Below are 13,662 nucleotides of genomic sequence, written 5' to 3'. Positions count from 1 at the left end.
ATATACGTTGAGCACCTTCGAAGATAACCAGTATTTAACTTTCAAGATCGGAGAGGAAACTTTCGGGATAGGACTTCTTAACGTAAAAGAGATCTTAGAATACACCCATGTGACCACGGTCCCTATGATGCCTTCCTTTATTCCAGGGGTAATCAATCTAAGGGGGAATGTGGTTCCAGTCTTGGATGTATGCGATAAGTTTTTTAGAAAGAAACATTCTCCGGATAAAAGGACATGTATCGTGATAGTAGAAGTCCCCGAATCTGTAAACGGTGCCAGGATGGATATCGGTCTTATCGTAGAAGCTGTATACGAAGTGTTAAGTATACCTTCTTCCGAAATTGAACCTCCTCCAACATTCGGTTCCAGAATACGTGTGGATTTTTTAGCGGGTATGGCAAGACAAGCGAGTGGATTCATTCTTTTACTCAATCTTCTTCGTTTATTGACTGTAGAAGAATTGACCGCATTAGAGGAAACAAAAGAAGAAGCGGTTAACGCAGTCTCTGCGGGTTAAAAATGGAACCCGAGATCGTTAAGGATATTTTTCTCCAGCCTGGAGGTTTTTATTGGGGAGAGAATGGTACTAGGATCCGCACATTATTAGGTTCCTGCGTTGCATTATGTTTTTGGCATCCTTATTCTAAAGTAGGAGGAATGGCTCATATAATGTTGCCTAAACGACCTTCTCATATTCCGGAACCCCATCCAAAATACGCGGACGATGCATTGGAATCCTTTCTAAAACAATTCCAAAAATTGGGGGAAAGACCGGGTAGATTCGTGTGTAAAATTTTTGGCGGAGCATCCATGTTTTCTCCGGAAGAGGATAAACTTGAAGAAGTGAAAAAGATTGTAGAAATAGGTGAAAAAAATGTGGAATCAGTCCTTGATTTAGTTCGCAAAGCGAATATTGACCTAACAGCTTCCAATATCGGAGGTAAATCCCATCGAAAAATATATTTCTCACTCTGGGACGGAGAGGTGTATATGGAAAATCCAAAAAATTAGTATAACATGATATACGTATATATTATAGACGATTCTGCAGTGGTCAGATCCGTACTAAAACAAGTCCTTGAAATGAATTCTGATATTAGGGTAATTGGGTCTTCTCCTGATCCAGTTTTTGCGTTAGAAAAATTGGGAAAGTCTGAAAGATGGCCTGATGTGATCGTTCTGGACATAGAAATGCCAAGAATGGACGGGATCAGCTTTCTAAAAAAGATCATGCACACCCACCCTACTCCTATTTTGATCTGTTCATCTCTCGCTGAAGAATCTTCCGAGACAGCTTGGGTCGCATTAAAAGAAGGAGCAGTCGGGATTGTGACTAAACCAAAGATCGGCTTAAAAGATTTTTTAGAAGATTCGGCAGTTTATTTGGGAGAATGTATCCGCTCTGCATCCATTTCTAAATTGAAACACCAAATTTCGGCCCCTTCTCCCAAAACAAACGGACTGGATTTTACTAAAATTGCAACTACTGATAGGATCGTGGCTATCGGGACTTCTACTGGTGGAACGATCGCATTGGAAGACATACTTACTTCTCTTCCTGCAAATAGCCCGGGAATAGTGATCGTGCAACATATGCCTGAAAAATTTACGGAAGCATTTGCAAATCGTTTAGATAAGATATGCAAGATCACTGTAAAAGAAGCTAAAGATGGAGATCGGATCCAGGAAGGGACCGCACTCATCGCTCCTGGGAATAAACATATGGAAGTGGTAGGAAGTGGAGCTCAATTTATAGTAAGGATCACGGATGGTCCATTAGTAAATCGTCATAGACCTTCTGTGGATGTATTATTTCATTCTGTAGCAAAACATGTAGGACGTAATGCCAAAGCGTTTTTACTTACGGGAATGGGATCTGATGGAGCAGCAGGACTTTTAGAGATCAGACAAGCAGGTGGCAGAACAATCGCTCAGGATGAGGCAAGTTCAGTCGTATTCGGTATGCCAAGGGAAGCGATAGAAAGAGGAGCTGCGGAAAAAATACTTTCCTTAGGGGATGTTCCCTCCGAGATTCTCTCTCAGTAAAAATTAAGATTATTGTAAAACGCCCGAGGTAATAGTAGGAGGTTTTAGATAAATTAACGCTTTGTAAGTGTTCAAGGAAGTACCAAATTTGGTATTCGCAACTGCAGCAGTTGTATTTTCCCCCGAATTTACTATCGCATTAAAAATATCCGAATAATCAAAAGACGGTTGGTATTGTTTCAATAGTGCGGCTGTCCCGGTAACGTATGCAGTGGACATGGATGTTCCGCTGAGAACGTTGTAAGAGGAGTTGGTAGATTTTGCCCATCTAATAGAAAGCGCTTTAACGATTGTACTTGTTGGGACAGTAGCATCGGAATCAGTAGACATTCTTATACCTATGGAACAGGTAGACGTAGTACAAAACGTTAGATCTCCTATATAATTTTCGAAAGTATTTGCAGGAGATTGGAACGGTCTTTTTATCGTAACTCCGTCTTGGATCGGATTTCCTCCATTTGGATCCGCCAAAAATTCCAAAAAGTCCCCCGCATCGGCTACCTGGAACTTTACTCTTGCTTGCAGCTGAGCTTCATTATATTCGGACAGATCGAAAGTTTTGTAAACATAGGAATTTGTATTTGGAAGTATTGAATAAGAGCCACAACCTCCCGGGAATCCGAAACCGGGACCGTTGGAATTAAAAATTTCACTATAACAAACGCCTGTATCCGGCAAATATCCCCAATCGTTGGAAGAATTTCCGGAATATGTCCAACCGGTACTTGCGTCTGCCGTAATATTTCCGGTTAAGATCACATTATATGAACTTAATATATTCGTTCCGGGAGCCAAAATATCCACCCCCCGATTGGCAGTAGATGCGGAATTGTCGTAGTTGGAAAAATTAGCGATGGATCCTTTTTGGTCTGCAGATCCTACGCAGATTATATTAGGACTGGAATACTCGCAAGGAAATCTATTATTAGTGCTTAAATTGATCCCTTGGCTTCCTGCAGCGACGATAAATAGAACGTCATTATTGATGCCTGCATTACTGATTGCCGCGGCCATTGAAGGATCGTTTGCTGGTCCATCCAAGGACATATTGATGATCTTTGCACCGTTATTAATTGCGAAATTCAATCCGGCAGAAACTGAAGCACTAGTTCCATTTCCATACTGGTCCAAAACCCGAACAGACATGATCTTTGCAGACCAACAGACACCGGCAATTCCCTTTAAATTATCTCCCTGAGCGGCAATTATCCCCGCGACATGAGTTCCATGGCCTGTGTAATCCATAGGAGAATCGTCTAAATCGATAAAATCGTAACCGTATTTACAATACTTTGTGCCAGCCCAGTAATTACCAACACAACTGGAACTCTCCCATGTGGTCGAACTAAGTTCTTCGTGATCATAATTTACCCCGCTATCAATCACTGCGATCACAGTAGAGGAACAATCAGTCGATAAATTCCAAGCATCTTCCAAACCTAGATCGTAACCCTGACCGGACGGTGGATTATTTAAGGAGTATAGATCATCGATTAATTTTGTAATCGTTTGCCCCGTATTTTTTGCTGCCCATTGTTGGCCATAATTCGGATCGTTAGGAGGGACCGAATTCATTCTGTAAATATAATTCGGCTGTACATATTCCACACCGGGAAGATCTTTATACTTTTCAACTGCTGAATATACGGATTCTCCATCCTGCAATTTTACCAGAATATGAGCTGTATCGGTTAAGGTCGCCTTTTGAGATCCTCCTAAACTTTTCAAACTATAAAGCCGGCTATTCATTCCGATATTCGATTTGAATTTTACGATTATCTCTCCCTCCACTATCTTACCGTCTGAAGAAACGTTTATTTTAGAGGTGTTTATAGATTCAAAATACGATTTGGTTTTTCCGATTCCTATTGGAAAGTCCTCACCGAACAAAACTCCGAAAGTGAAAATCGAGAGGATCGTAATTAAAGTTGAAAAGAAGATCTTTAATTTAACATTCATATGCTTTCTCTATACGTTATGGTCCGGGAGAAGTTACCGTAAGGGTAAACGCGGTTGAAAAGTTTGCCGCAGTATTTAATTGGGAATAAGCTTTGACTCGGAAATAATATGTACCCGCAGAACTTAATGTTGCAGTGACAGAATTAGGAGCATAAGGACCGGAAACGTAAGGCACCGTTAAACAACTAACTCCGGTTTCCATCGCAGTGTTAAATGAAGAAGTTTTTTTATAGCATAAAATATAACCTCCTCCGGTTTGATGAACCCCTTTTTCTTTAGAGCTTGACCAACTTAAAAGCACGTCCCTTTTTCCACCTAGTCCTGATAGCTCGACCGTATTATTGGAAGTATTTCCGGAAGCTCCGTTCGTACTACTGATCGTCAAAGTTGCCGTTTGATTGCCTATACTAATCGGATTAAAAGTTACGGTAAATGTGGCAGCGGGATCTGTTCCACTGTTTTTGGCCAAACTTAGTGAGCTTATGGAAGACACTGTGAAATTTGTGCTATCGGAAACAGTTGCTCCGCTGATATTCAATGTAGTCCCTATATCTCCGACATTCTTAATAATAAAGGTCTTACTTGAGGAAGAAGAGTTGGGAAATATACTTCCGAAATTAAAAGAATGGAGACCGGGCAAGGTCGCATTCTCCGTTACGGAAGAATTATTTACGTAGGTAATCTCAATCTTTGGAACCGGAGTTGGAGTTCCTGTTCCTTCTAGTAGGACTCTAAAGACAGGTATATTCGGGTCATCAGTATATATTTGTGCTATGGCGTTTCTAACTGTAGTATTGTTCGGATTGAATCTGATTGTAAAGGTAGTAGATTCGTTCGGTGCTAAAGTTGTCTTGGAAGGTTGAGTAACCGAAAAATACGCATTATCACTGCCTTGGGCATCGATGGGATTGATTAGGTTCAGATTCAAATTCCCTGTATTTTTCACCGTAAACGTCTTAGGCGTACTTTGTGTATTCTCTTGAGTGGAAAAACTTTGCCGAGATCCGGACGAGTTATCCGTAAGAATTGTGGATGAGATTTTTACCTCAATTCTAGGTGCGGGCGCCGGGATACTTGTGCCGGTAAGTTTTAGGGAATAATTCCCGACGACAGGATCGTCCGAATTAATCGTAAACATTCCAGTCTTAACTCCTAGAGTATTGTCGGGGGAAAATTGAATTTCAAATTCCTTGTAATCGCCCGGTTCCAAAGTGGATGTAAGATTAGAAGCGATTAGAAGGAATTCACTAGAATTGGTTCCGATAATTGAACCATCGCCGATATTTACGACAGAGCTCCCTTGGTTTACCAGTCTAAATTGGATCGATTGTCCTTGGGTATTTCGAATTACGTTTCCCAAAACGAATGTTGATCCTGAGGGATATTCCTTTCCGGATTCCTTTAGCACAATACCGTGCACGGAAGGACTATCCGAAGATGGGAAAAAGAAAAAAGGAGACTTACCTTCTCCCGTACAGCTGAAAAATATGAATAAAAAATAAATTAGTAAAAGTTGAATTTTAAGAAACATTCTAAAGTGACGTTAGTTATCTACTGTAGAAAGATATTCGAAAAGCTGGAATTTCCGCCATTAAAATATCGATTTTAGATGCCAAACCGATAAAATTAGAAAGGTTTAAATTATCTCTTAAGTGATTTATATAAAATGGGATAAAAATTCGGAAGGAAAATCTCTCGCTTCCGAAATAAATGGAAACGAGAGATTGTTTGCGATTAAAGTAGAGAGAAAGTTACCTTATTCTTTCTATCTTGGATCTCTTCTGGAGTTTCGATCTTAACAATCTCATCCGGAACGATCTTGAAGATAGTTTGTCCTTTTTGAATGATCTTTCCATCACTGTCTTTCAATACTACATTCTTAATAGTACCAGAGAATGGAGCAGTGATCTTATTGAACATCTTCATTACTTCTACAATGAATAAAGGTTGGCCAGCTTTGAAATGTTCACCTTCTTGCACCATTGGAGGAAGATCAGGAGCTTCTTTGGAATAGAACATTCCACCCATTGGGGAAACGATTTCATCCGAACTTGCTTTAGGAGCCGGTGCCAAAAATTTAATGAATGCATCTCTTGTGTCTGCCTTCTTAAATTCTTCAGGAATTACCGGCTCTAAGTTCTCATCTACACCGAGTTTATAGAAGCCTGATTTGTTTCCAAGGTTCGGAATAATTTTAAGTAAATCTAATCCGATTTGGAAACCTTTATGTGAAGAGATCGCATTTGCCCAAACTGAAGCATCCACACCTGCAGGGGCTTTTCCTGCGAATACAGAATCCCAATCAGCGGAATCGGCTTTTTTCCCTATTAGTTTTTCCAGTTCTTTATAAAATGCTAATGCAGATTGTAAAACTTGTTGGTCATGATCCCAGATCTGTTCTGAAGGAGATTGGTGTAATTCTCCTTCCATATGCAGATAATAGTATAGATCGGAAAGAATATGGATCGGATTTCGTGCCCAAACCACTTGATCTTTTTCGATTTTCCAGGAAACATTCTCATGATAACCTAAAAATCCTGCTAAAACGTGAGCGTCCGCAAGTAATTCGCCAAGAGGTCTTGTGATCAGAGTGAGTTTGCGAGAAAGAACTTTTTTCCCTTCTGCAGGAGCATTAGAAAGAGCTTTTGTCCAAGCAACTTCCAGATCAATGTCTTTGCCTAGGCTTTCAAGTGCGCCTACTGCGGCAAGATAAGAGATCATAAACGCTGTAGATGGTTTGAATAAAGGATCTTTTCCTAAAATCCAATGGATCAGACCGTAATGAACAAGCAAATTGGTCTGTAGATCCTGGCCTCTAAGCTCGGTCTTTCTTAGGATATTTCCGAGTTTACGAAGGTTATCTTCTCTACTAGTTCCATAAGTGATCAAAAGTGCGATATTGGAATCGTAAGCACCGGCTACTTTATAATGTACGAATAAACCAGTATCAGGGTTTCTAACTGAAATTCCTTGATCATCTCTGATCTCTTCCGGTAAAGGTTTAGACCAGTTTAGGATAACTCCACCTGCGTGAGGCTGGATCGCCTTATTGGTAGCGTTGATTCGAACTTCTGCACCGGAAATATTTCTAACTATACGTTCTGGTTTAGGTAGTCTTTTTCCGTGAAGAGCAATAAGTGCCATTGCCTCGATCAAACTGTCTACGATAAAGAATTCGGATTTGTTTTCAGGATTGGTGAATTTCAAAGAGTATACCATCTCAGTAACTCTATGTTCTACCTGTATCCTGGTGTTCATCTCCATGAAGAAGTGGTTGGTCCCTTCTACAATCAGCTCGAAAGTGGAAACACTGTTAAGTGCAACTGCTTGTCCGAATCTTTCAGATTGCTCTTCCATTTCTCTTAAAACTTGAAGATCCGCTTTCATGATCTCCGCTTTTTTAGGAGAAGTTTTTTCAAGAATAGCGATCTCGTTTTGTAGAAGTTCCTGAGTAAGGGAAATCTCCAGAAGTTTTTGCTCGTGCATCTGAACGGAACAGTCCCTTCCGCCTAAAGCCAAACACCATTCTCCGTTACCAATCAACTGGATCTCATTGTGTCTGGTTTTTTCGATATTTAATTCTATCAAAAAGTTTCTATTAGAACCTGGAGCAGTTACTTTAGATTCTGATAATATCTCTTGAACTGCGGTTTTTACTTCTTCCGGTTTGGAAACTACCCTTTGGCCTTTTCCACCGCCACCACCCACGTATTTAAAACGGATACGGTTACTTGGGTATTTTTTCCAGATCTCTGCAGTTTCAATTTCCGCCTGAGCTTGTAATTCAGGGATGGTTACTAATTCTACGATCTTTTCGTAACCTGCGTATAATAATGCTTCTGCGTTTTCCTCTATAGAGATAGAAGAATCGTAAGTATAATTTAATCCTTTCTCTTTCGCTAGAGCAACTAACGCTTTTTCGTCTTTTGCTTTTTTAAGAAGACAAGTTGCAGAGATAGTATCCACACCCGGGGTCACGGAAACATTCAGTTTACGAGCAAGTTTTTTTGCCTCGTCCTTAGAACCTGCTTGGTGAGCCACATGAGAAGAAGGCCCCATAAATGTAATTCCGCTCTCTTCGATTGCCTCGATGAACTCGGAGTCTTCTGCCATAAATCCGTAACCTGCAAAGATATGAGTGTATCCGTTATCTTTTGCGATTTGGATGATTTGTTTGATCCTTGCAGCCTTTTCTTCCGCACCTGCTCCCATATAATCTGGAACTCTGTGGATATTAGAAGGAAATCTAAAATCTCTAAGTTCAGGGGCGAGTGCCATCGAATAAACGACCGAATCTTTTTCTGAAAGTAAGATACCGTATTCCCTGATTCCAATCTGGTCGAAAATTTCCATTGCTTCTTTTCGAACCGGGCCTCGGCAAACGATCAAACATTTGATCGTCTCTAAGGAGAAAGAATGGATCCAAGGAGAAGTAGATTCGCGAAATGTAATGCGCCGATTTTGGTAGTCGATCATCTGTGTTTACTCGAATTCCCTTTGAGGTCCGGACATTGGTCCAGGTTTGTAGTGTCGGATTAAATAATCTAAATTTTTGAACAGGATGTTTCTGGTGGTTCCAGGAAGAACGATCCTAGAAACCGAACCTAAGGACAATGCTTCCTTAGGATTCATGAGTTCTTTCTCATATTTTTGAGAGAGAAGTTGAAGTTTTTTATCCCTGGTCGCAGCGGCATCCTTTTCAGATGCACCATTCTTCAGACTTTCCTTATATTCTTTTTGGATAGCGGTGATCTCGTCTTTGTAAACGTAATCCTTACCTGCAGGTCCCATTACTGCAATTCTTGCAGTAGGAAGTGCAAATACCATGTCGGCACCGGTATGGTAAGAGTTAAAACTTGCGTAAGCTCCGCCGAATGCGTTTCTGATGATAAGGGTTAATCTTGGAGTGCGGATATCGATGATCGAATCTAAAAGTTTTCTTCCTTCTAAAACGATACCGTTTTGTTCCTGCTCTTTTCCAGGTAAGAAACCAGTAGTATCTTCTAAGAATACCAAAGGAATATTATACACGTTACAGAAGCGGATAAATCTTGTACCTTTTCTTGCCGCACCGATATCTATCTGACCGGAAGAAACTGCAGAGTTATTCGCAACAAATCCCACCACATGTCCGCCCAATCTACCGAAAGCGGTAACTAAGTTTCTGGATCTTTGAGGTTGGATCTCGAAATACTGACCATGATCACAAATATTCTGGATATATAATGTGATATCGAATGGAGTATTCATCCCAGTAGGAGAATTGAATGTCTTTTTGAATAAGATCTCTTCTTCGTAAATGAATCTGTCCGTAGGATCTGAAGTTGGATGGAAAGGAGCAGCACTTGAACTATTATCAGGAAGATAAGATAGAAGTCTGAGTGCAGTTCTTAAAGCTCCTAACTCATCATTAGTAACTAGATCAACTACCCCGCTTTGTCCATGGACTTTTGGTCCTCCCAGATCGTCAGCGCTGATGTCCTCACCTAAAACCGATTTAACAACCCCGGGTCCTGTCAGACCAAAGAATGTATTCTCCGGTTGGATCATGAAGGAACCTTGTCTTGGAAGATAAGCTCCACCACCCGCGTTAAATCCAAACATTAACATTAAGCTTGGAACAACACCGCTGATCTTTCTGAGCGCTGTGAATGCTTCGGAGTATCCGTCCAAACCACCTACTCCTGCAGGAACATATGCACCTGCTGAGTCGTTCATTCCGATCAGAGGAATACCGTGTTCACCCGCCATATAGATGAGTCTTGCGAGTTTGTTTCCGTTAGTAGCATCCATGGACCCCGCTCTAAGAGTGAAGTCATGTCCGTAGATTGCTACGTCCCTTCCGTTAATATTTAAAATACCTGTGATTAAGGAAGCCCCATCTAAATTTTTTCCCCAGTTTTGGTAGAGAATATTGGGCTCTGAATCGGTAAGGACTTTGATCCTTTCCCAAACAGTCATTCTTCCTTTAGAATGTTGTACTAGGATCCGATCCGTTCCTCCGCCTTGCAGAGGTTTTTCCAATAACTCTTTGCCCATTGCATTGGCATCGTCGTAAATACTGGAAACGGGTTGGGATTCCGATGGATCAGAAGATTGAAACGGATTATTTATAGAGTACGCTTGTTCCGACATACGGTACACAGTTTTTAAAGAAAGGCCAGGGAGGAAAGCCAAAAACCGTGGTTTGGTAAAAGGATTTATTGGAGGCTAGAATCTACAGTATCATAAATCTTAAAAAGTGAATCCATATCTATGATCTCGAAAACCTTACGAACTGCTGGTCTTAAAGCCGCAAGTTTGAGTTGGATCTCTCTTTCCTTGCAAACTCTTAAGGAACCAACAATAACTCTTAAACCTGCGGAAGAAACGAACTCCACATTGGACATATCTAAGACGATATTGGGCTCTGTGGCTTTACGGATATGATCCATGAACGCCTGTTCGATCCTATGGGTATTATGAACGTCCATATTCCCGATAAGATGGATCACTCTAGAGTTCCCTTTTATTTCTACCGTCAGTTCCATTTTGCCCTCATAGTTCAGCGGAAAAATTTCTGGAGGGTAAGTATGTTTCTTCCCTCTTCCATTTTATAATCTACCACGTCCATTAATGTCTCAATCAGATACACACCGAATCCGCCTTTTCTTTTTCCGGTGAGGTTTTCCTCTATGGACGGGTCTTTCACATTCGTTCTGTCGAATCCTTTCCCGGAATCAGTCAGGACGATCGTGATAGAATCTTCAGTGAACCTAATTTTACAATCGAATTTCGGATTTCTGAGCAGAGTATCCTTATAACCGTGCATTACGATATTTGTAGCCGCCTCATCCCCCGCCAAAAGAATATCATCTCTTAAGAAATCAGGCAAATTCCTAACTTTGATCGCGTCATAAATAAATTCTCGGAAGATAGGGATCTGACCGGTATTCGCGTCAAAAGTCCTGAAAAATTGAAAATCATTATTGTACTTCAATAGAAGTACAGTGAAATCGTCGAAAGGTTCTTTTCCAGAGGAGAAGGCACGAATTGTGGCATACAATTCTTCCACAATTTTTTGGGCAGGAAGATGTTTTCTGGATTTGATCTCTTCGATCATTCTTTCCAGACCGAATTCATTTCCTTGAGCGTCTTTTTCTTCTACAGCTCCGTCCGTATAGAGAACAAAAATATCTCCCGGCTTGACTGTAAAATTTCCACCCTTGTATTTTGCAGTCGGGATTACACCCAAAGGAGGTCCCTGTCCTTTTAATAATTCGTAAGAACCGTCTTCTTTGATCCAGACCTGATCATTATGACCAGCAGATGCATATTCTATCGTAAACAAAGAAGGATTATAATGGATGAAGAATGCGGTGACAAACATTCCGAAATGAGAATCTTCGAAAATTAACTCATTTCCTTGTCTTAAAATCTCTTCCGGACTTAGATCATGATTTCTAGCAAGAGTTCTGATGATAGAAGAGCTCATCGCCATAAAAAGAGCTGCAGGCAAACTTTTTCCGGAAACATCCGCGATCAAAAATGAATACTGACCATCACTGTACTGGTAATAATCATAAAAATCCCCCGACACATCTTTTGCCGGAACGGAAAGAATTCCCAGATCAAAATTAGAATGAAATACTTTTTCAGAAGGAAGAATATTCTGTTGGATCTTCCGGGTAATTTCCATCTCTTGTTGGATCGCTTTTTTCTCCAACATCTCGTTTCTTAAACGGAAAGCTTCGAAGCCCTTTGTAAACTGGGAGGCCATGGTCTGTAATAATCGAAAGTCCGAGTCCTGATAAGAAAGTTTATCCTTTCTATCTGCAACAGTCAAGGCCCCGTAAGGTTCTCCACTAGACAAGAATAATGGAACGATAATATAAGAACCTTTTAAATATCTTCTATCCAATTCATGAGGGAACGGTTGGTCCAAAATATCCCTTTTTAGGACAGGAAGACCTTCTTTTATACTAGATAAGACCTGGGTCCCGGAAATTTCCTCTTCTACAACCCTATCTATTTTTTCCGATTTTCCATCATAATAAGCGCAGTTGATAAAATTTTTTTTAGATAGACTGTATAAGAAAATACCAGCAACACTCGCATCCAACTCTCTAATGATCAGTCGGATAGACTTTCTGACTAGGCCTAATCGATTCGTAGAAAGACTAACTGCTTGGGATAGATCAAAAAGGGACTCTAACTCGGAGACCTTTTTACGAAGATCCTTGTTTGCATTCTCTAGGTTTTGTAGAAGCCCGGTCTTTTGGATGGCTAAAGCGGAAGTCCCTGAAAAGCTTAGGAAAAGTTCAAGATCTTCTCCAGTAAACTTTTCTCTATCTACAGTATTGATCGCTTCAATTACTCCGATAACTTCGTCGTTTGCAACTAAAGGAGCCGCCATAATATTTCGAGTAGTGAATTGAGAAGCCTTATCTACTTCTTTATAAACTCGATCATCATTTTGGGCATCATTGATGATCATCGGTTTACGTTCTCGAACCACGAGTCCTGCCACACCTTTTCCAACGGGGACCTGCATCTTTGTAACAGCTTCGCTCTTTTCGCCAAGGACCGTGTGAAAGTATAAATACTCTTTGGATTCATCCAAAAGAAGAACACTACAAGCTTCCGTTCTAAATACTGTCTTAGAAGAAAGCATGATTGCTTCTAATAATTGGGAAAGATCTAAGGATGAATTGATAAGACCAGAAACACGTATTACTTCCGTAAGTAAGAAGTCGAAACGTTCTGATTGTCTTTTTGCCTGAGCAGCTTCTAATACTAACTGAGTGGTAGCTAGTAAGGAAAGAGTGACTAAGGAAGCATCGCCCGATACATGCGACTCTTTTAATAATCTTCCAACTGTTTTACATGTCGTACGAAGAAGTTCGAAATCAGTTTTAGAAAAACGATCTGCGGTTGTTTTACCTTGCAAAACTAAGACTGCATAACTTGCTCGATTAGCTTTTAAGCTAGAATCAAGATCATCCACTTTCAATCGAACTACTAAAAGTGGATAACTGCTAGGTGATTTTGCCCAAGGAGGTGTTTTACCTCTTTCTAAAAGTAGATCTTTTCCGGATTGTGAGAATGCCCAGTGAGCGGCTTCGATCAGTTCTTTTTCATTACGACCGGAGATCTGTCGTATATTTGCAGACTCTGTTGTGGAAAATATACCGCCTAGATCTGCATGAGTGAGTGCAATCGCCTCCCTCAGAAAACTATCAAAGATAGAGGAGACCCCTAAACCTTCTTCTAGAAAGAAGGAACCGTCACTTCGACTTCTAAGTAGGGTCTCCTGTTTTTTTATCTGGGTCAAGGTCGGAAATTAGGATTGGAATTTAAGGGACTCTTCCCTTAATCTTTTATTAGCGTGTTCAAGTTCTTTAATACGATTCATTGCGGAAATTAATTCGTCTCTGGATAAGTTAGTCACGATTGAAGTTGCATCAAAAGCTTCTTTAACATCTTTTAATTCTTGTCCGGAGTACTGGATGATTGTCTCATACATACGAATGATCTCATCCGCATTTTCCAATTCCTGCTCATTCAATCTCAAAACTTTTTCATAACCTTTGATGATATCGTTTTGGATTTTTATTTTTTTCTGTAGCTCCTCGACGGAATCGCTCATCCGATTGCTCCTAAAATAATATATATTGA

General features: G+C 40.5%; 10 protein-coding genes. 3 read left to right on the top strand and 7 right to left on the bottom strand.

All coding sequences use genetic code 11. The features are described 5' to 3' along the window. Window positions 1-7 precede the first annotated feature (7 nt). From CH377_RS11540 to CH377_RS11530, 3 genes are read left to right on the top strand one after another with little or no spacing between them, the layout of a single operon-like run. Window positions 8-517, top strand: coding sequence for a chemotaxis protein CheW (locus CH377_RS11540; RefSeq protein WP_100723950.1), 510 nt, complete (start codon window positions 8-10; stop codon window positions 515-517). A 2-nt stretch (window positions 518-519) separates the two neighbouring features. Next, window positions 520-1,011, top strand: coding sequence for a chemotaxis protein CheD (locus CH377_RS11535; protein ID WP_100723949.1), 492 nt, complete (start codon window positions 520-522; stop codon window positions 1,009-1,011). A 6-nt stretch (window positions 1,012-1,017) separates the two neighbouring features. Continuing rightward, complete coding sequence (locus CH377_RS11530; protein WP_100723948.1) at window positions 1,018-2,046, top strand: protein-glutamate methylesterase/protein-glutamine glutaminase; 1,029 nt, start codon at window positions 1,018-1,020, stop codon at window positions 2,044-2,046. A 9-nt stretch (window positions 2,047-2,055) separates the two neighbouring features. Here the strand turns inward: CH377_RS11530 and CH377_RS11525 are convergent, their stop codons facing one another. The 7 genes from CH377_RS11525 to CH377_RS11495 form a co-directional block, all read right to left on the bottom strand. Then, window positions 2,056-4,005, bottom strand: a complete 1,950-nt coding sequence (locus CH377_RS11525) for a S8 family serine peptidase (protein ID WP_100723947.1) — start codon at window positions 4,003-4,005, stop codon at window positions 2,056-2,058. A gap of 16 nt (window positions 4,006-4,021) precedes the next feature. Next, a complete protein-coding gene (locus CH377_RS11520; protein WP_165780509.1) occupies window positions 4,022-5,425 on the bottom strand; it encodes a choice-of-anchor D domain-containing protein in 1,404 nt (467 codons plus the stop codon). A gap of 314 nt (window positions 5,426-5,739) precedes the next feature. Next, entirely contained in the window at window positions 5,740-8,481 is a 2,742-nt protein-coding gene (locus CH377_RS11515; protein ID WP_100723945.1) for an ATP-binding protein, read from the bottom strand. A gap of 6 nt (window positions 8,482-8,487) precedes the next feature. After that, a complete protein-coding gene (locus CH377_RS11510) occupies window positions 8,488-10,140 on the bottom strand; it encodes an acyl-CoA carboxylase subunit beta (RefSeq protein ID WP_100723944.1) in 1,653 nt (550 codons plus the stop codon). 65 nt (window positions 10,141-10,205) lie between these two features. Beyond that, window positions 10,206-10,535 carry an STAS domain-containing protein gene (locus CH377_RS11505; RefSeq protein ID WP_086448750.1) on the bottom strand — a complete coding sequence of 110 codons (330 nt, stop codon included), beginning with the start codon at window positions 10,533-10,535 and terminating at the stop codon, window positions 10,206-10,208. A 14-nt stretch (window positions 10,536-10,549) separates the two neighbouring features. Continuing rightward, a complete protein-coding gene (locus CH377_RS11500; RefSeq protein WP_100723943.1) occupies window positions 10,550-13,318 on the bottom strand; it encodes a SpoIIE family protein phosphatase in 2,769 nt (922 codons plus the stop codon). A 9-nt stretch (window positions 13,319-13,327) separates the two neighbouring features. Continuing rightward, a complete protein-coding gene (locus CH377_RS11495; protein ID WP_086448752.1) occupies window positions 13,328-13,633 on the bottom strand; it encodes a hypothetical protein in 306 nt (101 codons plus the stop codon). Between the last annotated feature and the right edge of the window lie 29 nt (window positions 13,634-13,662).

Origin of the sequence: Leptospira haakeii (assembly GCF_002812045.1) — a bacterium.
GTDB classification, from domain to species: Bacteria; Spirochaetota; Leptospiria; order Leptospirales; family Leptospiraceae; genus Leptospira_B; species Leptospira_B haakeii.
This window is presented reverse-complemented; position numbering and strand designations above follow the sequence as displayed.

Bases quoted from the DNA above. Each gene is read 5' to 3' on its own strand.
- CH377_RS11530 (WP_100723948.1), top strand. From the start codon at position 1,018: ATGATATACGTATATATTATAGACGATTCTGCAGTGGTCAGATCCGTA.
- CH377_RS11495 (WP_086448752.1), bottom strand. From the start codon at position 13,633: ATGAGCGATTCCGTCGAGGAGCTACAGAAAAAAATAAAAATCCAAAAC.
- CH377_RS11515 (WP_100723945.1), bottom strand. From the start codon at position 8,481: ATGATCGACTACCAAAATCGGCGCATTACATTTCGCGAATCTACTTCT.
- CH377_RS11535 (WP_100723949.1), top strand. From the start codon at position 520: ATGGAACCCGAGATCGTTAAGGATATTTTTCTCCAGCCTGGAGGTTTT.
- CH377_RS11505 (WP_086448750.1), bottom strand. From the start codon at position 10,535: ATGGAACTGACGGTAGAAATAAAAGGGAACTCTAGAGTGATCCATCTT.
- CH377_RS11510 (WP_100723944.1), bottom strand. From the start codon at position 10,140: ATGTCGGAACAAGCGTACTCTATAAATAATCCGTTTCAATCTTCTGAT.
- CH377_RS11525 (WP_100723947.1), bottom strand. From the start codon at position 4,005: ATGAATGTTAAATTAAAGATCTTCTTTTCAACTTTAATTACGATCCTC.